Genomic DNA, 20,433 nt, shown 5'->3' on the forward strand with positions numbered 1-20,433 from the left:
TGTAGAGGGGACAGGCTCCAGCGCTGCCAGGGATACAGGTGCCGCTCGAGTCTGAGTTCGAACTCAGCAAAGGACTATAACAATGGCTCTCAATAAAGAAGCGCCGGAGTTTGACATCGACGATGACGTCCTCCTAATGGAGACGGGCATCGTTTTGGAAACGGATGTGGTGTCAGACGAACCTGCTGTACCTTCGGTTCGGACCAGGGCCAAGTCCGGCTCTTCGCTCAAGCAGCACAAGTACATCGATTACACTCGGGCACTTGATGCTACCCAGTTGTACCTCAACGAAATCGGCTTCTCGCCTCTGCTGTCGCCGGAGGAGGAAGTGCATTTTGCGCGCCTGTCGCAAAAAGGCGACCCCGCCGGCCGCAAGCGCATGATCGAAAGCAACCTGCGCCTGGTTGTCAAAATTGCCCGTCGTTACGTGAATCGCGGCCTGTCGTTGCTCGACCTGATCGAGGAAGGCAACCTGGGGCTGATCCGCGCGGTCGAGAAGTTCGACCCGGAGCGTGGTTTCCGTTTCTCGACCTATGCGACCTGGTGGATTCGCCAGACCATCGAGCGGGCGATCATGAACCAGACCCGCACCATTCGCCTGCCGATCCATGTGGTCAAGGAACTCAACGTTTACCTGCGTGCCGCGCGGGAGCTGACCCAGAAGCTCGACCACGAGCCTTCGCCAGAAGAAATCGCCACCTTGCTGGAGAAGCCTGTCGCTGAGGTCAAGCGCATGCTGGGGCTCAATGAGCGGGTTTCGTCGGTGGACGTTTCCCTTGGCCCAGACTCGGACAAGACGCTGCTCGATACCCTCACCGATGACCGCCCGACCGACCCGTGTGAGCTGCTGCAGGATGACGACCTGTCGCAGAGCATCGATCAGTGGTTGGGAGAGCTGACCGACAAGCAGCGCGAGGTGGTAGTGCGTCGCTTTGGTCTGCGCGGGCACGAGAGTAGCACCTTGGAGGATGTTGGCCTGGAGATCGGCCTGACCCGTGAGCGTGTACGGCAGATCCAGGTAGAGGGGCTCAAGCGTCTGCGCGAGATCCTCGAGAAGAACGGTCTGTCCAGCGAGTCGTTGTTCCAGTAACACGCTGTTCGCAAGCACAAGACGCCCCGATAGTTCGGGGCGTTTTTGTATGCGCGCAACAGCACTGCTGCACCGTATCTGCCAGCCGGCATTGTGTAATGCGCCACCCCAGTAACATTGCGTGTAAGCGATTGCTTACTTGTTGTGTAAGCAATCTATGCAACCATCAGTAAATCATTGTCGTTTTCAGATCCGGTTTAATCTTAACTCATTGAAAAACATGATTTATTTGGATGCGAGGAAATGTGTCCACGGCAATATCCTGTGAGGTTCTGCGGTTGTCTGCCCCCCTGAAATCGCTAGTATTCGAACTGTGCACACGGACATGCACAGGCTTTCAGGGAGAAGGCCAAGGACATCGCAAGAAGCGATTTCATCAGGACGATGTTTGGGACAATCAGGGACTACGGAAAAAATGTGGGCGGGTCAAACCGCCCCTTTTTTTTGCCTGCTGAAAATGAAAAAAGGCCCGCATGGGCCTTTTTCGTTTCCGGGCGCTATCAGCGCTCCAGGTCTGCAATCTTGCCAGTCTTGCCATCCCATTCTTCAGCGTCGGGCAGGGCGTCCTTACGCTCGGTGATGTTTGGCCAGATTTCCGCCAGTTCGGCGTTCAGCTCGATGAAGTTCTCCATGCCCGATGGCACTTCGTCTTCCGAGAAGATGGCTTGCGCTGGGCATTCCGGCTCGCACAGTGCGCAGTCGATGCACTCGTCCGGGTGGATGACCAGGAAGTTCGGGCCTTCGTAGAAGCAGTCCACCGGACAGACTTCCACGCAGTCGGTGTATTTGCATTTGATGCAGTTGTCGGTGACGACGAAGGTCATTTCTAGTTCTCTCCTCAGGCGACGGCGGCGGCCCTTCCTCTCAGGGCCGCGCGGTTTACGGGTATGTGGCTGCAGGCCAGGCTAATAACCTGCAGCACCAGCAAACCGCGGCGGATTCTACCAGCTTGTAGTGGGCGCCGTTATAACAGGTTCTTTAGTTGATATAGCATTTCGATAGCTTGGCGCGGGGTCATGTCGTCCAGGTCCAGCTTGCCCAGCTTCTCGATGGCCGGGTGTGGCAGGCTGGCGAACAGATCGCTCTGGTGCGGGACGTGTAGCGCGTCCTTGGCCTTTGTGCTGTGCGGCTGCTCGTGCGGCAGGCTCGCCGTTTCCAGGCGGCCCAGGTGCTCGCGGGCACGCTGGATCACGGCAGTGGGCACCCCGGCCAGTTGGGCCACGGCCAGGCCATAGCTTTGGCTGGCAGGGCCTGGCAGTACGTGGTGCAGGAAGACGATTCGCTCGTTGTGCTCGGTGGCATTCAAGTGCACGTTGGCCACCAGCGGTTCGCTCTCCGGTAGTACCGTGAGTTCGAAGTAGTGCGTGGCGAACAGCGTGTAGGCGCGCAGCTGGGCCAGGCGCTCGGCGGCGGCCCAGGCCAGCGACAGGCCGTCGAAGGTGCTGGTGCCGCGGCCTACTTCGTCCATCAGCACCAGGCTGCGGTCGGTGGCGTTGTGCAGAATATTGGCGGTTTCACTCATCTCGACCATGAAGGTCGAGCGCCCGCCGGCCAGGTCATCACTGGAGCCGATACGGGTGAAGATACGGTCCACCAGCGACAGCTCGCACTGGGCTGCCGGTACGAAGCTGCCGATGTGCGCCATCAGCACGATCAGTGCGGTCTGGCGCATGTAGGTGGACTTACCGCCCATGTTCGGGCCGGTGATGATCAGCATGCGGGTGCTGTTGTCCAGGCCCAGGTCGTTGGCCACGAACGGCGTGGTCAACACTTGCTCGACCACCGGATGCCGGCCCTGTTCGATGCGCAGGCACGGCTCGTCGACGAAGCGGGGGCAGTTCAGGTCAAGGTTCAGTGCGCGCTCGGCGAGGTTGCTCAGCACGTCCAGCTCGGCCAGGGCGGCGGCGCTGTCCTGCAGCGGTGCCAGGTGGCTGATCAGGGTTTCGAGCAAGGCATCGTAGAGCATCTTCTCGCGGGCCAGGGCGCGGCTCTTGGCCGACAGTGCCTTGTCCTCGAACGCCTTGAGCTCCGGCGTGATGAAGCGCTCTGCGCCCTTGAGGGTCTGGCGGCGAATGTAGTCGCCCGGAGCCTGTTCGGCCTGCTTGGTCGGCAGTTCGATGAAGTAGCCGTGCACGCGGTTGTAGCCGACCTTGAGGTTGGCAAGGCCGGTACGGGCCTTCTCGCGGGCTTCCAGGTCGATCAGGAACTGGCCAGCGTTCTCGCTGATCGCCAGCAGCTCGTCCAGCTCATTGTCGTAGCCGGCCTTGAGCACGCCGCCGTCACGGATCACCGCCGGCGGGTTGTCGACCACTGCCCGCTCCAGCAGGCTGGCCAGCTCCGGGTAGGTGCCGGTGATGGCCGCCAGGCGCGCCAGGTGCGGCGCTTCCAGTTCGGCCATGGCGTTCTGCAGCTCGGGCAGGGCGCCGAGGGCATCACGCAGGCGGGCGAGGTCGCGTGGGCGGGCATTGCGCAGGCCGATACGGGCGAGGATCCGCTCGATATCGCCGATTTCCTTGAGCTGCGGCTGCAGCTTTTCGAAGCGGTAGCCGTCGAGCAGGCAGCGGATAGAGTCCTGGCGCGCCTGCAGCACCTTGAGGTCACGCAGCGGGCGGTTCAGCCAGCGGCTCAGCAAGCGGCTGGCCATGGCGGTTTGGCAGCGGTCGATCACCGACTGCAGGGTGTTGTCGCGCCCGCCCGCCAGGTTGATGTCCAGCTCCAGGTTGCGGCGGCTGGCGCCGTCGAGGATCACCGTGTCGTCCAGGCGTTCGTGGCGCAGGCTGCGCAGGTGCGGCAGGGCGGTACGCTGGGTTTCCTTGGCGTAGGTCAGCAGGCAGCCGGCAGCGCCAATGGCCAGGGTCAGCTTGTCGCAGCCAAAGCCCTTGAGGTCTTTGGTTGCGAACTGCTGGCACAACGCCTTGCGTGCCGAGTCGCGGTCGAAGTCCCAAGGCGCACGGCGGCGCGCGCCGGGGCGCTTCTCGGCGGGCAGGTCGCGCGGCCAGTCGTCGGGGATCAGCAGCTCGACCGGGTTGATCCGTTCGAGCTCGGCCAGCAGGTTTTCCCAGCCCTTGATCTCCTGCACGCTGAAGTTGCCACTGGTGATATCCAGCACCGCCAGGCCAAACAGGCGCTCATCGCCCAGCAGCGCGGCGATCAGGTTGTCGCGGCGCTCGTCGAGCAGCGCTTCGTCGCTGACCGTGCCGGGGGTGATGATGCGCACCACCTGGCGTTCCACCGGGCCCTTGCTGGTGGCTGGGTCGCCAATCTGCTCGCAGATCACCACCGATTCGCCGAGCTTCACCAGTTTGGCCAGGTAACCTTCGAGCGAATGGAAGGGAATGCCGCACATGGGGATGGACTGGCCCGCCGACTGACCGCGCGCGGTCAGCGTGATATCCAGCAGTTTCGCGGCTTTCTTCGCATCTTCGTAGAAGATCTCGTAAAAGTCGCCCATGCGGTAGAACATCAGCTGGTCCGGGTGCTGGTGCTTCAGCTTCCAGTACTGCTGCATCATCGGGGTGTGTGCGGAGAGATCAGACATTCAGGGCCTTACAGCGGGTGATCTGGTTGGCGATGGTAAAACCGGCAATGGTACAGGCTTTTTCATCCAGATGCAGGCGGCTGCGGTAGGGCATGTGCGCGCAGTTCGGCGGGCAGTGATGGAGCTTCGCCGATTACTCCACTAGAATGCTCGGCCTTTTTGCCTGCCCCCAGCCGTGACGTAGATGAACCTGTCCAGCAGTGTCCCTTATGTAAAGCAACAGCTGATCTACCTCCTTTATGGTGAGCGCCGGATTTATCAGCTGGAGGCCAAGTTCAGCATCCTCACAGCCCTGGCTCGCTGCAAGCCGGCCGAGCTGCCGGTGATCCGTGTGCTGACCGACCAGCCGCAGGCCTTCGCAGGGTGGCCCGTCGAGGTGATCGCGCTGGATGAGCAGACGCTGCACGCCTGGACCGGGGACGGTGGCTACACGCATCGGCGCAAGGCCTGCGCCATTGCCTATGCCGGGCAATGGGCGGACAAGACGGTGTTCATCGATACCGACACGGTCTTCCTGCAAACGCCGCAGAAGCTGTTCAGCCAAGTAGATGTCGGGCAGTACCTGGTGGACGAAATCGAGATGAGCTGGGCCGAGGCGTCACGCAGTGACTACTACCGGGGCTTCACCACAGGGCTTGCCCGTGATGGCGCTGCGCCGGCCGACGAGCTGCTGCTGTGCAACAGCGGCGTCATGGGCTTTACCCGTGACAACGCCGGTATCGCCGAGCGTGCGATCCAGCGTATCGATGCATGGACACCCTACGCGCAAGCGTTGCACACCATCGAGCAGATCGCTTTCTCGTTCGAGTTGCACGGTGCGCAGATCAACCAGGCGCGTGGCGTGATCAGCCACTACTTTGCAATGAAGCAATACATCCACGCCATCCTCGAGATCTTCTTCGCCCGTCACGGTGAACATTTTGCTGCCAAGATGCCTGGCCTGGCCTTGAAGGTGCCGGCGCATCGCCCGGTGCCGTCCTGGCTCAACCGGCTATCGGTCAAGTGGAGCCTCAAGCGCGTGCCACCAGAGCTGCGCGGTATCGGCCGCAAGCTTCTTTATGGCAGTGTCATCGGCAGTGACGATTACCAGCGTGCTTGCAAGGTGATCTGGTGGCGTTCGGCGATCGAGGACATGCGCAAGCTGGGCGGCCTGGATTGGACCCAGGAGTGGCCAGCCGGGCTGCCTCGCCTTGGGCCGCGCGACGAGCTTGCGTTCAGTGCGATTGCCCGGGACAGCCTGAAGGTTTCCTGAGGCTGTACTGGTCATGGGGTGGTAGGGTAGTGCCCAGTCTTCAAGGAGCCTGACATGGACCCGATCACCACGCTTGCCGCCCGCCTGGGCGAACACCTGCGCCGCTTCAACGCCCAGGTGACCACTGCCGAATCCTGCACCGGCGGCGGCATCGCCGAGGCCATCACCCGCATTCCCGGCAGTTCGGCCTGGTTCGAAGCCGGCTACGTGACCTACTCCAATGCCCAGAAAACCCGCCAGCTGCGGGTGCCCGAGGCGCTGTTCGGCCAGGTGGGTGCGGTCAGCCAGGAAGTGGTCGAAGCCATGGCCCGGGGGGCGCAAGCCGCCAGCGGCGCACGGTTTGCGGTGGCGGTGAGCGGGGTGGCTGGGCCAGACGGTGGCTCGCCGGCCAAACCGGTGGGCACCGTGTGGCTGGCCTGGGCCGATGGCAGCCATGTCTTCAGCGAACGCCGCCAGTTTGACGGCGACCGCGATGCGGTGCGCCGACAAACGGTGATCGCCGCGCTAGACGGCTTGTTACAGCTTGGTGCCGAGTAAATCGACGACAGGGGTTTGCTCGCGCGCTTCGCTGTGGAATAATACTGGCTACTTATACAGGTATTCCGGCCATCAGGGCCAAGTCGAACACGTGAGGATTTCAATGGACGACAACAAGAAACGCGCCTTGGCTGCGGCCCTGGGTCAGATCGAACGCCAATTCGGCAAGGGCGCGGTCATGCGCATGGGCGACCACGAGCGCACTGGCATCCCGGCCATCTCCACCGGTTCCCTGGGCCTGGACATTGCCCTCGGTATCGGCGGCCTGCCAAAAGGCCGTATCGTCGAAATCTACGGCCCGGAGTCCTCGGGTAAAACCACCCTGACCCTGTCGGTCATCGCCGAAGCCCAGAAGAACGGCGCCACCTGCGCCTTCGTCGACGCCGAGCACGCCCTCGACCCGGAATACGCCGGCAAGCTGGGTGTCAACGTCGACGACCTGCTGGTTTCGCAGCCGGACACTGGCGAGCAGGCCCTGGAAATCACCGACATGCTGGTGCGTTCCAACGCGGTTGACGTGATCATCGTCGACTCCGTGGCTGCTCTGGTCCCCAAGGCCGAGATCGAAGGCGAGATGGGTGACATGCACGTGGGTCTGCAGGCCCGTCTGATGTCGCAGGCGCTGCGCAAGATCACCGGTAACATCAAGAACGCCAACTGCCTGGTCATCTTCATCAACCAGATCCGTATGAAGATCGGCGTGATGTTCGGCAGCCCGGAAACCACCACCGGTGGTAACGCCCTGAAGTTCTACGCCTCCGTGCGCCTGGACATCCGCCGTACCGGCGCGGTCAAGGAAGGCGACGAAGTGGTCGGCAGCGAAACCCGCGTCAAGATCGTCAAGAACAAGGTCTCGCCGCCGTTCCGTCAGGCCGAGTTCCAGATCCTCTACGGCAAGGGCATCTACCGCAACGGCGAGATCATCGACCTGGGTGTTTCTCAGGGGCTGGTGGAGAAATCCGGTGCCTGGTACGCCTACCAGGGCAACAAGATCGGCCAAGGTAAAGCCAACGCCGCCAAGTACCTGGCTGAGAACCCGGCCATTGGCGCCGAGATCGAGAAGCAGATCCGCGAGAAGCTGCTCAAGGCTGGTGCTGCCGCCGAAGCAGGCAAGGCTGCCGCAGTCGAGGCCAAGGCCGACGACGTGGCTGATGCCGAAGCCGGTTATTGATAGCGGTTGTAGTTAGCCGATTATGTCCGCCGTACTCGACACCCCCGTCGCCATTCGGCGGACAGCCATGGACCTGCTCGCGCGACGTGAGCATGGTCGCGTCGAGCTGACGCGCAAGTTGCGTCAGCGCGGCGCTTCGGATGAGTTGATCGAGCCTGAGCTCGACCGGCTCGCCGAAGAAGGGCTGCTCAGCGAAGTCCGCTACCTCGAAAGCTTCATCCGGTATCGCTCCAATTCCGGCTATGGCCCTGCGCGTATACGCGAAGAGCTTGGCCAGCGCGGCCTGGCGCGTGGCGATATCGATCAGGCATTGCGTGAAAGCGGTGTGGACTGGGCGCAGCGGCTGATGGATGTCTGGCAGCGCAAGTTTGCCGGCCAGCGCCCCCATGATCCCCGCAGCCGTGGTCAGCAGACCCGCTTTCTGGCCTACCGTGGTTTCTCCATGGAGATGATCAGCCGGTTGCTTAGTGGTCGCGACCTCGACGATTACTGAAACCTCACGGTTCCCTGTAGGAGCGGCCTTGCGTCGCGAAAGGGGCGCGTAGCGGCCCCAGGTTCTGTGTCGTTGCAGAGGGGCCGCTGCGCAGCCCTTTCGCGACCTCGACGATTACTGAAACCTCACGGTTTCCTGGAGCGGCCTTGCCGGGGCGCCGGACCGGTCGGAAAGGGGCGCGTAGCGGCCCCAGGTTCTGTGTCGTTGCAGAGGGGCCGCTGCGCAGCCCTTTCGCGACGCAAGGCCGCTCCTACAGAGGCCGCGATATTCGCAGAGGCCGATTTACCCCTACCCGGCGGTGGGTGGTTCAATTGACCTTCAACGCCTCCCTGGCCCGCTGGGTCGTGTGCATGGGCTGCGGCTTGGCCCAGTTCTCCGGCAGGTTGATGAAGTCCACCAGCTCGCGCAGCCGGCCCTGGTCGCGGCCGTTGAAGGCGAACGACAGCCGGGTCAGGTGGCTGAAGTTACCTACCTCATGCTCCGCGCCGCTGTCGGCGTGCTGGTGGTACTTGCCACTCAGGCGCAAATCGGCGAAACCTTCCTGAATGTCATACAGCGCAGCCTCGCTGAGCGGGTGATGCATGCGGATCACGAACTGGTTCTTCAGCCAGCGGCTGGAGTGGTAGTTGCTGTAGAACTGGTTGATTTCCTCCACCGCCTCATCGGCGCTGTGCACCAGGCGCACCAACTTGAGGTCGCTGGGCAGGATGTAGCGGTTCTCTTCGAGCTGGCGGCTGATGAAGGCCAGGCAATCGCGCCAGAAGCTGCCACCGGGTGAGTCGAGCAACACCACCGGCACCAAAGGGCTCTTGCCGGTCTGGATCAGGGTGAGCACTTCGAGTGCTTCATCCAGCGTGCCGAACCCGCCCGGGCAGAGCACCAGGCCATCGGCTTCCTTGACGAAAAACAGCTTGCGAATGAAGAAGAAGTGGAAGGGCAACAGTTTGTCGGTGCCGTCCACCGTGGGGTTGGCATGTTGCTCGAAGGGCAGGGTGATGTTGAAGCCCAGGCTGTGTTCGCTGCCGGCCCCTTCGTGGGCTGCAGCCATGATGCCACCACCGGCGCCAGTAATGACCATCAGGTCGGAGCGGGCCAGGGTGGCGCCCAGCTCGCGGGCCAGGGCGTACATCGGGTGTTCCAGTGGCGTTCGGGCCGAGCCGAATACTGTCACCTTGCGTCGGCCCTTGTAGCGTTCCAGGGCGCGGAACGAGTGGTCCAGCTCGCGCAACGCCTGCAGGGTGATCTTGGCACTCCAGCGATCGGTGTCGTCGTGGGCCATGCGCAGGATGGTCAGCATCATGTCGCGGTACAGGGGCAGATTGGGGCTGTTCGGTGCAACGAGTTGCAGTTGTTCGTCGATCTTGCTCAGGTCGATGTTGTTGTCCCTGAAATGATTGAACAACAGCTCATTGGGTTGGTAAGGCATTCAACGTCTCCTTCTGCAGCAAAACCTCTGACCGGGTCGATGGGGTCTCCCGGCCGCGACACTGCATGCGTCGCTGGCTGCTGATGCTCGAGTGTGCAGTTCGAGCGTTGCAGTAGGCCTTCACGGCCAGGGTGCAGTAGCAATCAATCCATCTCGTCGATTCGGGTGTACTCGATATCAATCTAGACCCTCGCGCCTGATCGTGCCGCAGTCATTGCAGCCGCCGCTGGTCGGCGCGCACCCAATGGCGCTGAGGGTTTGGTTAACTGGGGAAGCGAAACGTATCGATGCAGGAGGTGGCGGTATGCATCGCTTGATCATCGAGGTGGACCAGCAGCTCTATCAGCAGCTGGAAAATGCGGCGCAGGTGCACCACCTGAGCCTTGAGGCAGAGTGTCGTCGCAGGCTTTCGGAGCTGGAGTGCCAGTCACGCTATCTACAGGCGCTTCTGGCAGAATTGCGCGCCGATGCCGAAGAAGAGCAGTGGCGCGCGCCTGATGACCAGCGGGTGGTCTAGGTCATCGGTTTACTTCTTTTTGTTGCCCGCAACGCAGCTGGCGGCATCGAATGCCTGGTCCATGACTGGTTGGTTGGTCTTGTACACCGTGAAGCGATAGACCATCACAGCGCCCTTGGACATCAGGTTACGGTAACCGCTGTTACGGCAAACGCTGTCTCCCAGTTGGCTGCGGACTTGTTCCGGGTTGCCCTGCATGCGCTCGGCATGGCTTTGGCGCACGCTCAGGTGGTTGACCAGGGCCTTGCCTTCGACGGTGTAGCCTTGGTCGAGGATGTCTTCGTTGACGGCGCGGGGCGTGCCGACGCTGCTCTCTTTGGCGACCTTTTGCAGCATCTTGTTCAGATCGTAGTCCTGCTTGGACGCCGCCTGGGCCGCCAGGGGCAGGGTGAGCAAAAGGCTCAAGGTCGGGACGATAAGGCGCAGCATGTATCTCTCCTGGTTCATTGACTGGCGGTTTGACATGCGCCGGCAGGTGGCGTTCCCTGAGGGTCGCTTGACGGCTGGTCGGGTGCGCCAAAGTGTCGATTATAAGGGGCCGGCCAGTCCCGCTGCACGGCAAATGACGCCCGCTCTGGTAGACTTGCGTTTTGAGTTTCCGAGCCCTCGCAGTGTCCATCTTCAACCTTTCCAAAGGCCTGCCAGCATGAGCCACGCGGTAGCGCGCCTGCGCGCCGAACGCCTGGCCCGCAGCAACAAGCCGTTCATTGCCCGGGGTTCTCGGGCCGTCCGTTGCCCGCAATGCCGGGTCATTGCCAGCCATTGCCTGTGTGCCTGGAAGCCCCGGGTGCCGGCGGAGTCGGGTGTGTGCCTGTTGATGCACGACACTGAGCCACTCAAACCGACCAACACCGGTTGGCTGATTGCCGACCTGGTCGAGGACACCTCGGCCTTCGGCTGGCAGCGCACTGCAGTCGATGACAACCTGCTGGCGCTGCTCGAACAGCCTCAATGGCAGCCCTATATCGTCTTCCCCGGCGAGTTCGTTGCCCAAGAGCGGGTAGTCAACCAGGTGGTGCGCGAGCCCGGTAAACGGCCGTTGTTCATACTGCTCGACGCCACTTGGACCGAGGCGCGCAAGATGTTTCGCAAGAGCCCCTACCTGGACCGTTTCCCGGTGCTGAGCCTTGAAGCCGAACAGATGTCGCGCTACCGCTTGCGCCGTTCCAAGCGTGACGACCACTTCTGCACGGCGGAAGTGGCCGCCATGTGCCTGGAACTGGCTGGCGATCAGCGTGCCTCGCAGGCCCTGGACGCCTACCTGGACGTGTTCAGCCTGCACTACCTGAGCGCCAAGCGGCATTTGCCGCTGGACGAGCAGGACGACGCGCATCAGCGTTTGCATACCTTCCTATAGTCCAAGGGGCAGTGATGCCGGATTGGTTCATAATGACGGGGCTGGCAGCCAGGGTGGGCGAGGACGGCAGGGCAATTGTCTTGACCACCCCGACCGTGCTCGGCATCCTTGGCGCCGATTCGGGCACGCCGAAAATGCTGTTACCCCGGACTTTGCCGTGCCTTTCCGCCAAGCGCCCTGACTACCCCGCACGCGCCTGGCACAGAACAGGATCCTTAGATCGATGGCCACTTACGAAATCCTGATTGCCGATGACCACCCGCTGTTTCGTGGCGCCCTGCGCCAGGCTGTTACCCTGGGCCTTGGCGCCGATGTACGCCTGGTTGAAGTTGCGAGCATTGCCGAACTGGAAACCCGCCTGAGCGAGAAAGCCGACTGGGATTTGGTGCTGTTGGACCTCAACATGCCGGGCGCCTATGGCTTCTCCGGGCTGGTACTGTTGCGTGGGCAATACCCGCAGATCCCCGTGGTGATGGTATCGGCGCAGGAAGAAGCAGCGGTTGTGGTCAAGTCGCGCGAATTTGGCGCCAGTGGCTTCATCCCCAAGTCCAGCCCGCTGGAAGTGATTCAGGACGCCGTGCGCAAGGTGCTGGACGGCGAGGTCTGGTGGCCACCGCAGGCGTTCGAGAAAGTCGACGTTTCGGCTGAGGCCAAGGCCGCCAGCGAAGGGCTGGCCAGCCTCACGCCGCAGCAGTTCCGCGTACTGACCATGGTTTGTGAAGGTTTGCTGAACAAGCAGATCGCCTACGAGCTCAGCGTCTCGGAGGCCACCATCAAGGCCCACGTGACGGCGATCTTCCGCAAGCTGGGCGTGCGTACTCGCACCCAGGCGGCCTTGTTGCTGCAACAACTTGAATCGGTTGCCAGCCACTAACTGCCTGCCTCTTCACGCTTTTTTGACCCACGCTGGATTAGTCTGCCGGCCTTTTATCGGTGAAGTGACGCACATGTCGCCATTCAAAGGCCAGACCGGCCTCAAACGCATCTTCAACGCCGCCGGCTATTCGCTGGACGGCTTGCGCGCCGCCTTCAAGGGCGAGGCCGCGTTCCGTCAGCTGGTCCTGCTCAACGTGCTGCTGATCCCGACGGCCTTCTGGCTGCCGGTCAGCCGCGCAGAGCGGGCGATCATGATCGCGGTGTGCCTGCTGGGCCTGATCGTCGAGCTGTTCAACTCGGCGGTGGAAGCCGCCATCGACCGTATTTCGCTTGAGCGCCACCCCTTGTCGAAAAACGCCAAGGACATGGGCAGCGCTGCGCAACTGGTGGCGCTGACCATGGTTGCCCTGGTCTGGGGTGTGATTCTGCTCTAGGCGATTGGTGGCAGCACGATCTCGTCACTGCGGGTAAAGCCCGCGGTGAAGTTGCGGCACAACTCAAGAAACTCGCGCATGGCCGACGTCTGGTACTTCTGCTTGTGCCAGATGAAGTAGAACTGGCGCATCAAGTCCAGCTCCGGCGTTTCCACCGGTACCAGGCTGCCGCGGCGGAACGCATCGCGCAGGGCCAGGCGCGAGATGCAGCCGATGCCCAGGCCTGATTCCACCGCGCGCTTGATGGCCTCGGTATGTTCCAGCTCCAGGCGGATGTTGAGGTTGGCGCGATGATGGCGCATGGCCTGGTCAAAGGTCAGGCGTGTACCGGAGCCCTGCTCGCGAAGAATCCAGGCTTCCTGGGACAATGTCTGGATATCCGCGTGGCCTAGCGTCGCCAAGGGGTGTTGTGGCGCGCAGAACACTACCAGCTCGTCCTCGACCCAAGGCTGAACTTCAAGGTCAGGGTGGTTGCAATCGCCTTCGATCAGACCCAGATCAATTTCGTAGTGGGCGACCTGGTGCACGATATGCGCAGTGTTCTGCACGTGCAGCTTGACCTGGCTTTCCGGGTGCACCTGCATGAAGCTGCCGATCAGCAGGGTCGCCAGGTAGTTGCCGATGGTCAGTGTGGCGCCGACCGCCAGCGAACCGAAGGCGGACTTGCCATTGAGCAGGTCTTCGATTTCCTTGGCCTGGTCGAGCAGGGCCACGGCCTGCGGCAGCAGTTGATGGCCCAGGGCGTTGAGGCTCAGGCGTTTGCCGGCGCGATCGAACAGCTGACAGCTGGATTGGCGCTCAAGCTCGGTGATGGAGGTGCTGGCAGCCGACTGCGACAGCGACAGCAGGCCGGCGGCTCGAGAGACGCTTTGATGCTGGGCCACGGCGACGAAGACTTGAAGCTGACGGAGTGTGAATCGCATATCTATATAACCGATAACACATATCTTGATAATTCAGTTAACAGATATTGTCGCTGCCCCTAAACTATCGCGCAACTGCGCGTTTTGCGCGCGCTGCGTCTTTCTTCAGGAGCCCCATCGATGAGCAACATGAACCACGAACGTGTCCTCAGTGTGCACCACTGGAACGACACTCTGTTCAGCTTCAAGTGCACCCGTGACCCGGGCCTGCGCTTCGAGAACGGTCAGTTCGTGATGATCGGCCTGCAGCAGGAAACCGGTCGCCCGCTCATGCGCGCCTATTCCATCGCCTCGCCGAACTGGGAAGAGCACCTGGAGTTCTTCAGCATCAAGGTGCCGGACGGCCCGCTGACTTCCCAGTTGCAGCACTTGAAGGAAGGCGACGAGATCATCATCAGCAAGAAGCCTACCGGTACCTTGGTCCTCGACGACCTGAACCCGGGCAAGCACCTCTACCTGCTGAGCACCGGCACTGGCCTGGCCCCTTTCATGAGCGTCATCCAGGACCCGGAAACCTACGAGCGCTTCGAGAAGGTGATCCTGGTTCACGGCGTGCGTTACGTGAACGAGGTGGCCTACCGCGAGTTCATCACCGAGCACCTGCCGCAGAACGAGTTCTTCGGTGAGTCGGTACGCGACAAGCTGATCTACTACCCGACCGTGACCCGCGAGCCGTTCGAGAACCAGGGCCGACTGACCGACCTGATGCGCAGCGGCAAACTGTTCAGCGACATCGGCCTGCCGCCGATCAACCCGCAGGACGACCGCGCGATGATCTGCGGCAGCCCAAGCATGCTGGATGAGACCAGCGAAGTGCTGGACAGCTTCGGCCTGAAAGTCTCCGCCCGTATGCGTGAGCCGGGTGACTACCTGATCGAGCGTGCCTTCGTCGAGAAGTAAGGCGCAGGCTGGTACGAAAAAGGCGACCCTCGGGTCGCCTTTTTTTTGCTGCTGAGGGAGGTGCTGTTTGCGGGGGAGGTCGGTGTGGGCTATTCGACGCGCGTCTCGCCGCTGTACACCAGAATCTCCCGGCAGCGCTTGCACAGGTACCGTCGCCCCTGGCGCACCAGCTTGTGCCGCTGTGCGGTAAACGGGAAATCACCTTGCGGGCACGGGCAGCGATAGATGTAGCGGGTTACCACGCGCCGTTGCACTTCATAGTTGTGGCAACGGTTGGGTGGCAGCTCATACACCCCACGCATGATCAGTTGCCACTCTTCGCCATGGGCCTGGATGCGCTCGCCAAACAGCTGGTGAGCCACCAAGTGCGCCACCTCGTGGGCGACGGTCTGGCGCAGGAAGTCTTCGTGGTTTTCGCGGTACAGCTGCAGGTTGAAGCGCAGCAGGTTCTCGTGCAGGTGGGCAACGCCGGCCTTCTGGCCGCGCAGTTTGAAGCTGACTTCCGGGCGCGGGAAGGGGCGTTTGAAGAAGGTTTCGGCTTGCTGGTAACAGGTTTCGACGCGTTGTCTGAGCAGCTCTGGCATGGCGGGGTAATTCTCCTTGCCGGGCATTATGCCGCAAGCCTTGGCGGCTTGCCGAGCCACCGGTCAGCGCACAGCCAGAGGCCGCCTTGCGGCGGCCTCTGGTTGATGCCCCAGTGTTGGTTGGATCTCGTTGGGTTGCTCTAGTTGGTGTAGACGGGCCCCACGCCCAGTCCCCAGATGATCACGGTCGCGGCCATGATCGCCACCAGTACCACAAGGCCTACCGCCAGCACCGAGCTGGAAAACAGGAAGCCTTCATCGGATGGAATGTTCATGAACGTCGGCAAGCCGACATACAACAGGTACACGGTGTAGCAGATGGCTGCAGTGCCGAGCAGCATGCCCAGCCACAGGTGCGGGTAGAGCGCCGCCAGGCCGCCGAGGAACAACGGCGTGGCGGTGTAGGTGGCGAAGGCAATGCACTGCGCCATGGACGGGTTGGCATCGTAGGTGCGCGCCATCCAGTGGATGAACGCGCCCATTACCGCCACCCCGGCGAGCATCGCCAGGTAGGACATGATGCTCATCCAGATAGCGCTTTCCATGGTCAGCATCACTGCCGGCCGGTCGCCAATCACCCAGCCGACCTGGGTGGTACCGATGAATGCGGAAACGGCAGGGATCGCCGCCAGGATCAAGGTGTGCGTCAGGTACATGTGGCTGATGGATTCTTCTTCGCCACGAATTTCCCGCCATTCCTGATCGGGATGGGTAAACAGCCCCACAACGTGATGAATCATGCCGATCACTCCTCTCAATGTTGCCAAACGCCCCCCAGATGGAGCGCAAGCGGCCCGAGGCCCGAACACCAATGCAAGCGGTAATGTGGCCTTATGTCGCAGTATAGGAAGCCGTTACCTGCACAAACCGCGCTTTTTAGAGCAAATTGCGCTGTAAGACCGCCTGCTGATTACCTTGAAGTCTTTATCGGAATGCCTACAGCGCCGCGCGGTTTGTGCGTAAAATAGCCGGCTTTTGTCACACCTCGCGGATCCAAGCGCTATGGGCACCCTCTCGGTCAACCAGAACAAACTGCAAAAACGCCTGCGTCGTCTCGCTGGCGAAGCCATCACCGACTACAACATGATCGAGGATGGCGACAAGGTCATGGTCTGCCTGTCCGGCGGCAAGGACAGCTACACCATGCTCGACGTTCTGTTGCACCTGCAAAAGGTGGCGCCGATCTCGTTCGAGATCGTGGCGGTGAACATGGACCAGAAGCAGCCCGGCTTCCCCGAGCATGTGCTGCCGGCCTACCTCAAGACCCTGGGCGTCGAGTACCACATCGTCGAGAAAGACACCTACTCGGTGGTCAAGGAACTGATCCCCGAAGGCAAGACCACCTGCTCGCTGTGCTCGCGCCTGCGCCGTGGCACCTTGTACACCTTCGCCGACGAAATCGGCGCGACCAAGATGGCGCTGGGGCACCACCGCGACGACATGGTCGAGACGTTCTTCCTCAACATGTTCTTCAATGGCTCGCTCAAGGGCATGCCACCCAAGCTGCGTGCCGACGATGGCCGTAACGTGGTGATCCGCCCGCTGGCCTACTGCAGCGAGAAGGACATCCAGGCCTACTCGGACATGCGCGAATTCCCGATCATCCCGTGCAACCTGTGCGGCTCGCAGGAAAACCTGCAACGCCAAGTGGTCAAGGACATGCTGGTGGAGTGGGAGCGCAAGCACCCGGGCCGTACCGAGAGCATCTTCCGCGCCATGCAGAACGTCGCGCCGTCGCAGTTGGCGGACCGCAACCTGTTCGATTTCACCAGCCTGAAGATCGACGAAAGCGCCACGCCGCGTTTTCTCGACGTGCTGAACATCTGACCCCATGCGCGATTACCAGTGGCTGCATGAGTACTGCCTGAATCGCTTCGGCTCGGCCCAGGCCCTTGAGGCCTTTCTGCCGCAGCCACGCACGCCTGCGCAACTGCGTGGCATCAGTGACGATCGCTACCTGTCGACCTTGGCCCTGCGCGTGTTCCGCGCCGGGCTCAAGCACAGCCTGGTGGATGCCAAGTGGCCGGCATTCGAGCAAGTGTTCTTTGGCTTCGATCCGCACAAGGTGGTGCTGATGGGCGCCGAGCACCTGGAGCGGTTGATGCAGGACGAGCGCATCATCCGCCACCTGGGCAAGCTCAAGAGCGTGCCGCGCAATGCGCAGATGGTGCTTGATGTGGCAAAGGAGAAGGGCAGTTTCGGCGCGTTCATCGCCGACTGGCCGGTGACCGACATCGTCGGCTTGTGGAAGTACCTGGCCAAGCAGGGCAACCAGTTGGGCGGCTTGTCGGCACCGCGCTTCTTGCGCATGGTCGGCAAGGATACGTTTATCCCTACCGACGACATGGCCGCCGCGCTGATTGCGCAGAAGGTGATCGACAAGCAACCGACCAGCCAGCGAGACCTGGCCTTGGTGCAGCAGGCGTTCAACCAGTGGCACGAAGAGAGCGGGCGGCCGTTGTGCCAGTTGTCGGTGATGCTGGCGCATACCGTCAACCACTGAAATTGCGGGGGCTGCAAAGCAGCCCTGAACTCAAGCCCCTTCGCCCGCCAGGCGCCGCTCATGCTGGAACTTCCAGCGCACGAACAGCAACGCACTGACGAACAGCCCCAGGCTCACGATCACCTCAATCCAGCCAAACACCGCCCGCGCCGGGTCGAACGCCGCCAGCACCCCCTTGATGAAGTAGATGTTCACCACAAAGCAGGTCCAGGCATGCGCCCGGGCACTGCCCGTGAGCATACCCGGCAGCAGCAACAGCAGCGGCACCAGCTCGACCGCCAGAATTACCTCGACCCGTGCCCCGTGCAAGTTGGCGAACCACAGGTTGTTCGCCACCAGCAACGCGATCAGCCCAAAAAAGCAGGCCAGGCTCAACGCCCGCGTCAGGCGCAGGCGCGGTGCCAGCCAGTCCAGCGGAGGCAACACCTTGGGCTTTCTAGCCACGCGCGGCCTCCAGGGCCTTGGCCGTGGTTGCCAGGCGTTGGCCGAGGGCGCGGCACAGGGTGATTTCGTGCTGATCGAGCTCACGCTTGCCGTCGGCACCGGCATGGTGGCTGGCGCCGTACGGTGTACCGCCGCCACGCGTTTCGAGCAATGCCGACTCGCTGTAGGGCAGGCCCATCACCAGCATGCCGTGGTGCATCAGCGGCAGCATCATCGACAGCAGGGTGGTTTCCTGGCCACCGTGCAGGCTGGCGGTGGAGGTGAACACCCCAGCCGGCTTGCCGACTAGCTCACCGCCCAGCCACAGGCTGCTGGTGCCGTCGAGGAAGTACTTCAGCGGCGCGGCCATGTTGCCGAAGCGGGTCGGGCTGCCCAGCACCAGGCCGGCGCAATGGCGCAGGTCGTCGAGGGTGGCGTACAGCGCGCCGCTGGCCGGGATGTCCGGGGCCACGGCTTCGCATTCGGTAGAAATCGCCGGCACCGTGCGCAGGCGTGCCTCCATACCGGCCATTTCGATACCGCGGGCGATGTGCCGGGCCATCTCGCTGGTGGAGCCATGGCGGCTGTAATACAACACCAGGATGAAGGGCTGGCTCACGGCAGGATCTCCAGCACCTTCTCCGGCGGGCGGCCGATCACGGCGCGGTCGCCGGCCACCAGGATCGGCCGCTCGATCAGCTTAGGGTGCTGAGCCATGGCGTCGATCAGTTGCGCGTCGGTCAGGGCCGGGTTGGCCAGGTTCAGGTCCTTGTATTCGTCTTCGCCGGTGCGCAGCAGCTGGCGCGGGGCGATCCCTAGCTTGCCGAGCAGGGCTGCCAGGGTGGCGGTGTCCGGCGGTGTCTCGAGGTAGCGCACGATGGTTGGCGTCAGGCCACGGGCTTCGAGCAGTTCCAGCGCGCCGCGGGATTTAGAGCAGCGCGGGTTATGATAGAGCGTCAGGTCAGTCATGTCGGGTCGCATCCAGCTGGGTGTGGCGGCTATTCTAACCGCAGCGACTGAACCATTTGCTTGAAACTTCGAGAAGGATTGACCCATGGCAAGGCGTTTGGCAGCAGTACTGGCCATCACCGCGAGCCTTTTGCTCGGTGGTTGCGGTGCCGACTACGGCGTGGACCAACACGGCAACACGGTAAAGGCCGAGCAGATCGAGGGGCACTGGCTGGTGCTCAACTACTGGGCCGAATGGTGCGGCCCGTGCCGTACCGAAATCCCTGAACTGAACGCGGCGGCCAAGCAATGGGCAGCGGACGGTATCAAGGTGGTTGGGGTGAACTTCGATGGCTTGCAGGGCCAGGACCTGAAGCAGGCTGCCGACACCTTGGGCATCGGCTTTACCGTGCTGGCGCAGGACCCGGCCGAGCGTTATGAGCTGCCACGCAGCGAGGCGCTGCCGGTGACCTACATCATCGATGACAAGGGCAAGGTGCGTGAGCAACTGATGGGTGAGCAGACCCTGGAAGGGCTGCAGGCCAAGATCAAGGCGCTGAAGGGCGCTTGATGTAAATGGGGCTGCACAGCAGCCCCATTACCTTCAGCCTTCCTCAGGCCAGAACCGCAATGGCTTGCCCTCGGCCGGCCAGAAGCGCAACTGCTCCACCGGCGACACATCCCAGCGCTGTACGGTCTCTAGCGCCTGCAAGAAGCGTTTTTCCTGCTCCATCAGCGCCGGTGCGCACAGTTTGCGGGTTTTGCCGACCTTGCCGAAGCTCAGCTGCTCGCCGTCCAGCGTATAAGGTGCAAACCAGTGGTTGCAGCCACCATTGCCATACGCGCGACCATCACTGGCCAGGGTCAGGGTGAGGTGGCTGTAGTCAATCAGCGGGCGCTCGCCGATCCACTCCAGCACATAGCTGCGCTCCTGCTGCAGCTTCGACGGTTGCGCGGCGCAGCCGAGCAGGCTGGTGGCAATCAGCACGCCGGTCAGCAGATTTTTCACGCAGCGCTCTCCTGGCAACGCGGGCACAGGTGCTTTTCGCCACGGCTGGCCCAGCCCAGCTCAGCGATACGTGCGCTGGCAGCCGGTTGGCGGGCTTTCTTGCCCAGCTTGGCGTCCACCGCGAACTCGAAATCCAGCAGTGCGTCGCACTGGTCGCACGCGACCTGCCAGTTGAGGATTTCCAGTTCGTTGAACACCGGGCCGCTGGCCACGGCGACCCACTGGCCGCGCGGGTTGATCAGGTGTCGCACGCTTTCCACGGACAGGCGCATGGACAAGTCCTTGCTGCCCTTGAGGGTGACCAGCAAAGTGTCGCCCTTGTGCATCGAACCGCCGTTGCCGGTCACCTGATAGCGGCCGGGTACCAGGGCGCGGCACTCGATCAGGGTGTGTTGCGGGTTGAATAGGGTGTAGCGGAAATCGTGCTCGACCATGGGTCCTCCAGAAATGCC

25 protein-coding genes are annotated in these 20,433 nt (G+C 62.2%); 13 read left to right on the plus strand and 12 right to left on the minus strand.

Going from position 1 to position 20,433, the window contains the following annotated elements; genetic code table 11:
- The first annotated feature begins 82 nt into the window (after positions 1–82).
- Entirely contained in the window at positions 83–1,090 is a 1,008-nt protein-coding gene (rpoS, locus tag LOY26_RS05850; protein WP_033700853.1) for an RNA polymerase sigma factor RpoS, read from the plus strand.
- A 500-nt stretch (positions 1,091–1,590) separates the two neighbouring features.
- Here the strand turns inward: rpoS and fdxA are convergent, their stop codons facing one another.
- Both fdxA and mutS read right to left on the minus strand, forming a co-directional pair.
- Positions 1,591–1,914, minus strand: a complete 324-nt coding sequence (fdxA, locus tag LOY26_RS05855; RefSeq protein WP_027595821.1) for a ferredoxin FdxA — start codon at positions 1,912–1,914, stop codon at positions 1,591–1,593.
- A 140-nt stretch (positions 1,915–2,054) separates the two neighbouring features.
- Positions 2,055–4,628: a DNA mismatch repair protein MutS gene (gene mutS, locus LOY26_RS05860; protein WP_033700852.1), complete on the minus strand. Its 2,574-nt coding sequence runs from the start codon at positions 4,626–4,628 to the stop codon at positions 2,055–2,057.
- Between the two features lie 184 nt (positions 4,629–4,812).
- On the opposite strand from mutS, the gene LOY26_RS05865 reads away from it, so the two are divergent.
- The 4 genes from LOY26_RS05865 (at position 4,813) to recX (ending at position 8,081) form a co-directional block, all read left to right on the plus strand.
- Positions 4,813–5,880 (plus strand): hypothetical protein, encoded by a 1,068-nt coding sequence (locus LOY26_RS05865; RefSeq protein WP_186654513.1) that lies wholly within the window; start codon positions 4,813–4,815, stop codon positions 5,878–5,880.
- A 54-nt stretch (positions 5,881–5,934) separates the two neighbouring features.
- Positions 5,935–6,417 (plus strand): CinA family protein, encoded by a 483-nt coding sequence (locus LOY26_RS05870; protein ID WP_033700850.1) that lies wholly within the window; start codon positions 5,935–5,937, stop codon positions 6,415–6,417.
- Positions 6,418–6,520: 103 nt separating this feature from the next.
- Positions 6,521–7,588 carry a recombinase RecA gene (recA, locus tag LOY26_RS05875; RefSeq protein ID WP_033700849.1) on the plus strand — a complete coding sequence of 356 codons (1,068 nt, stop codon included), beginning with the start codon at positions 6,521–6,523 and terminating at the stop codon, positions 7,586–7,588.
- A gap of 22 nt (positions 7,589–7,610) precedes the next feature.
- The gene (gene recX / locus LOY26_RS05880) at positions 7,611–8,081 is read left to right on the plus strand and encodes a recombination regulator RecX (RefSeq protein ID WP_186654519.1); all 471 of its coding nucleotides are present in this window, start codon (positions 7,611–7,613) and stop codon (positions 8,079–8,081) included.
- 307 nt (positions 8,082–8,388) lie between these two features.
- On the opposite strand, the gene LOY26_RS05885 is transcribed toward recX, so the two are convergent.
- Positions 8,389–9,507 carry an LOG family protein gene (locus LOY26_RS05885; protein ID WP_033700846.1) on the minus strand — a complete coding sequence of 373 codons (1,119 nt, stop codon included), beginning with the start codon at positions 9,505–9,507 and terminating at the stop codon, positions 8,389–8,391.
- Positions 9,508–9,811: 304 nt separating this feature from the next.
- Between LOY26_RS05885 and LOY26_RS05890 the strand changes: the two genes are divergently transcribed.
- On the plus strand, positions 9,812–10,024 hold the full coding sequence (locus tag LOY26_RS05890) for a hypothetical protein (RefSeq protein ID WP_033700845.1): 213 nt from the start codon (positions 9,812–9,814) through the stop codon (positions 10,022–10,024).
- Between the two features lie 9 nt (positions 10,025–10,033).
- Here the strand turns inward: LOY26_RS05890 and LOY26_RS05895 are convergent, their stop codons facing one another.
- Positions 10,034–10,453 carry a quorum-sensing-regulated virulence factor family protein gene (locus tag LOY26_RS05895; protein ID WP_033700844.1) on the minus strand — a complete coding sequence of 140 codons (420 nt, stop codon included), beginning with the start codon at positions 10,451–10,453 and terminating at the stop codon, positions 10,034–10,036.
- A 217-nt stretch (positions 10,454–10,670) separates the two neighbouring features.
- Between LOY26_RS05895 and LOY26_RS05900 the strand changes: the two genes are divergently transcribed.
- The 3 genes from LOY26_RS05900 to LOY26_RS05910 all read left to right on the plus strand — a co-directional run bounded on the left by LOY26_RS05900 (position 10,671) and on the right by LOY26_RS05910 (position 12,691).
- Positions 10,671–11,381, plus strand: coding sequence for a tRNA-uridine aminocarboxypropyltransferase (locus tag LOY26_RS05900; protein WP_033700842.1), 711 nt, complete (start codon positions 10,671–10,673; stop codon positions 11,379–11,381).
- 223 nt (positions 11,382–11,604) lie between these two features.
- Positions 11,605–12,255 (plus strand): response regulator transcription factor ErdR, encoded by a 651-nt coding sequence (gene erdR, locus LOY26_RS05905; RefSeq protein WP_027595831.1) that lies wholly within the window; start codon positions 11,605–11,607, stop codon positions 12,253–12,255.
- Positions 12,256–12,328: 73 nt separating this feature from the next.
- Entirely contained in the window at positions 12,329–12,691 is a 363-nt protein-coding gene (locus LOY26_RS05910) for a diacylglycerol kinase (RefSeq protein WP_027595832.1), read from the plus strand.
- Here the strand turns inward: LOY26_RS05910 and finR are convergent.
- Complete coding sequence (gene finR, locus LOY26_RS05915; protein WP_033700841.1) at positions 12,688–13,614, minus strand: LysR family transcriptional regulator FinR; 927 nt, start codon at positions 13,612–13,614, stop codon at positions 12,688–12,690. The genes LOY26_RS05910 and finR overlap by 4 nt on opposite strands.
- 120 nt (positions 13,615–13,734) lie before the next feature.
- On the opposite strand from finR, the gene fpr reads away from it, so the two are divergent.
- Entirely contained in the window at positions 13,735–14,514 is a 780-nt protein-coding gene (gene fpr, locus LOY26_RS05920; protein ID WP_033700840.1) for a ferredoxin-NADP reductase, read from the plus strand.
- 89 nt (positions 14,515–14,603) lie between these two features.
- Here the strand turns inward: fpr and LOY26_RS05925 are convergent, their stop codons facing one another.
- A complete protein-coding gene (locus tag LOY26_RS05925) occupies positions 14,604–15,098 on the minus strand; it encodes a SprT family zinc-dependent metalloprotease (protein ID WP_186654522.1) in 495 nt (164 codons plus the stop codon).
- 140 nt (positions 15,099–15,238) lie between these two features.
- Positions 15,239–15,838, minus strand: coding sequence for a Yip1 family protein (locus LOY26_RS05930; RefSeq protein ID WP_033700838.1), 600 nt, complete (start codon positions 15,836–15,838; stop codon positions 15,239–15,241).
- Positions 15,839–16,100: 262 nt separating this feature from the next.
- Between LOY26_RS05930 and ttcA the strand changes: the two genes are divergently transcribed.
- Both ttcA and LOY26_RS05940 read left to right on the plus strand, forming a co-directional pair.
- Positions 16,101–16,925 (plus strand): tRNA 2-thiocytidine(32) synthetase TtcA, encoded by an 825-nt coding sequence (ttcA, locus tag LOY26_RS05935; protein ID WP_033700837.1) that lies wholly within the window; start codon positions 16,101–16,103, stop codon positions 16,923–16,925.
- A 4-nt stretch (positions 16,926–16,929) separates the two neighbouring features.
- A complete protein-coding gene (locus LOY26_RS05940; protein ID WP_186654525.1) occupies positions 16,930–17,601 on the plus strand; it encodes a DNA-3-methyladenine glycosylase I in 672 nt (223 codons plus the stop codon).
- Between the two features lie 30 nt (positions 17,602–17,631).
- Here LOY26_RS05940 and LOY26_RS05945 read toward each other — a convergent pair whose 3' ends face one another.
- From LOY26_RS05945 to arsC, 3 genes are read right to left on the minus strand one after another with little or no spacing between them, the layout of a single operon-like run.
- Positions 17,632–18,045 carry a DUF2069 domain-containing protein gene (locus LOY26_RS05945; protein WP_186654529.1) on the minus strand — a complete coding sequence of 138 codons (414 nt, stop codon included), beginning with the start codon at positions 18,043–18,045 and terminating at the stop codon, positions 17,632–17,634.
- Positions 18,038–18,643 carry an NAD(P)H:quinone oxidoreductase gene (wrbA, locus tag LOY26_RS05950; protein ID WP_033700833.1) on the minus strand — a complete coding sequence of 202 codons (606 nt, stop codon included), beginning with the start codon at positions 18,641–18,643 and terminating at the stop codon, positions 18,038–18,040. Before wrbA ends, LOY26_RS05945 begins: the two co-directional genes overlap by 8 nt.
- Complete coding sequence (gene arsC / locus LOY26_RS05955; protein WP_033700832.1) at positions 18,640–18,993, minus strand: arsenate reductase (glutaredoxin); 354 nt, start codon at positions 18,991–18,993, stop codon at positions 18,640–18,642. The genes wrbA and arsC overlap by 4 nt, the downstream gene beginning before the upstream one ends.
- A gap of 85 nt (positions 18,994–19,078) precedes the next feature.
- Here arsC and LOY26_RS05960 point away from each other — a divergent pair, with 85 nt between their 5' ends.
- Positions 19,079–19,543: a TlpA disulfide reductase family protein gene (locus tag LOY26_RS05960; RefSeq protein WP_033700831.1), complete on the plus strand. Its 465-nt coding sequence runs from the start codon at positions 19,079–19,081 to the stop codon at positions 19,541–19,543.
- A 33-nt stretch (positions 19,544–19,576) separates the two neighbouring features.
- Here LOY26_RS05960 and LOY26_RS05965 read toward each other — a convergent pair whose 3' ends face one another.
- Both LOY26_RS05965 and LOY26_RS05970 read right to left on the minus strand, forming a co-directional pair.
- Positions 19,577–19,981, minus strand: a complete 405-nt coding sequence (locus LOY26_RS05965) for an META domain-containing protein (RefSeq protein ID WP_186654544.1) — start codon at positions 19,979–19,981, stop codon at positions 19,577–19,579.
- The gene (locus LOY26_RS05970; RefSeq protein ID WP_033700828.1) at positions 19,978–20,415 is read right to left on the minus strand and encodes a hypothetical protein; all 438 of its coding nucleotides are present in this window, start codon (positions 20,413–20,415) and stop codon (positions 19,978–19,980) included. The genes LOY26_RS05965 and LOY26_RS05970 overlap by 4 nt, the downstream gene beginning before the upstream one ends.
- Positions 20,416–20,433: the final 18 nt, after the last annotated feature.

Origin of the sequence: Pseudomonas sp. B21-047 (genome assembly GCF_024748775.1) — a bacterium.
GTDB classification, from domain to species: domain Bacteria; phylum Pseudomonadota; class Gammaproteobacteria; order Pseudomonadales; family Pseudomonadaceae; genus Aquipseudomonas; species Aquipseudomonas capeferrum.

Bases quoted from the DNA above. Each gene is read 5' to 3' on its own strand.
- rpoS (WP_033700853.1), top strand. From the start codon at position 83: ATGGCTCTCAATAAAGAAGCGCCGGAGTTTGACATCGACGATGACGTC.
- fdxA (WP_027595821.1), bottom strand. From the start codon at position 1,914: ATGACCTTCGTCGTCACCGACAACTGCATCAAATGCAAATACACCGAC.
- mutS (WP_033700852.1), bottom strand. From the start codon at position 4,628: ATGTCTGATCTCTCCGCACACACCCCGATGATGCAGCAGTACTGGAAG.
- LOY26_RS05865 (WP_186654513.1), top strand. From the start codon at position 4,813: ATGAACCTGTCCAGCAGTGTCCCTTATGTAAAGCAACAGCTGATCTAC.
- LOY26_RS05870 (WP_033700850.1), top strand. From the start codon at position 5,935: ATGGACCCGATCACCACGCTTGCCGCCCGCCTGGGCGAACACCTGCGC.
- recA (WP_033700849.1), top strand. From the start codon at position 6,521: ATGGACGACAACAAGAAACGCGCCTTGGCTGCGGCCCTGGGTCAGATC.
- recX (WP_186654519.1), top strand. From the start codon at position 7,611: ATGTCCGCCGTACTCGACACCCCCGTCGCCATTCGGCGGACAGCCATG.
- LOY26_RS05885 (WP_033700846.1), bottom strand. From the start codon at position 9,507: ATGCCTTACCAACCCAATGAGCTGTTGTTCAATCATTTCAGGGACAAC.
- LOY26_RS05890 (WP_033700845.1), top strand. From the start codon at position 9,812: ATGCATCGCTTGATCATCGAGGTGGACCAGCAGCTCTATCAGCAGCTG.
- LOY26_RS05895 (WP_033700844.1), bottom strand. From the start codon at position 10,453: ATGCTGCGCCTTATCGTCCCGACCTTGAGCCTTTTGCTCACCCTGCCC.
- LOY26_RS05900 (WP_033700842.1), top strand. From the start codon at position 10,671: ATGAGCCACGCGGTAGCGCGCCTGCGCGCCGAACGCCTGGCCCGCAGC.
- erdR (WP_027595831.1), top strand. From the start codon at position 11,605: ATGGCCACTTACGAAATCCTGATTGCCGATGACCACCCGCTGTTTCGT.
- LOY26_RS05910 (WP_027595832.1), top strand. From the start codon at position 12,329: ATGTCGCCATTCAAAGGCCAGACCGGCCTCAAACGCATCTTCAACGCC.
- finR (WP_033700841.1), bottom strand. From the start codon at position 13,614: ATGCGATTCACACTCCGTCAGCTTCAAGTCTTCGTCGCCGTGGCCCAG.
- fpr (WP_033700840.1), top strand. From the start codon at position 13,735: ATGAGCAACATGAACCACGAACGTGTCCTCAGTGTGCACCACTGGAAC.
- LOY26_RS05925 (WP_186654522.1), bottom strand. From the start codon at position 15,098: ATGCCAGAGCTGCTCAGACAACGCGTCGAAACCTGTTACCAGCAAGCC.
- LOY26_RS05930 (WP_033700838.1), bottom strand. From the start codon at position 15,838: ATGATTCATCACGTTGTGGGGCTGTTTACCCATCCCGATCAGGAATGG.
- ttcA (WP_033700837.1), top strand. From the start codon at position 16,101: ATGGGCACCCTCTCGGTCAACCAGAACAAACTGCAAAAACGCCTGCGT.
- LOY26_RS05940 (WP_186654525.1), top strand. From the start codon at position 16,930: ATGCGCGATTACCAGTGGCTGCATGAGTACTGCCTGAATCGCTTCGGC.
- arsC (WP_033700832.1), bottom strand. From the start codon at position 18,993: ATGACTGACCTGACGCTCTATCATAACCCGCGCTGCTCTAAATCCCGC.
- LOY26_RS05960 (WP_033700831.1), top strand. From the start codon at position 19,079: ATGGCAAGGCGTTTGGCAGCAGTACTGGCCATCACCGCGAGCCTTTTG.
- LOY26_RS05970 (WP_033700828.1), bottom strand. From the start codon at position 20,415: ATGGTCGAGCACGATTTCCGCTACACCCTATTCAACCCGCAACACACC.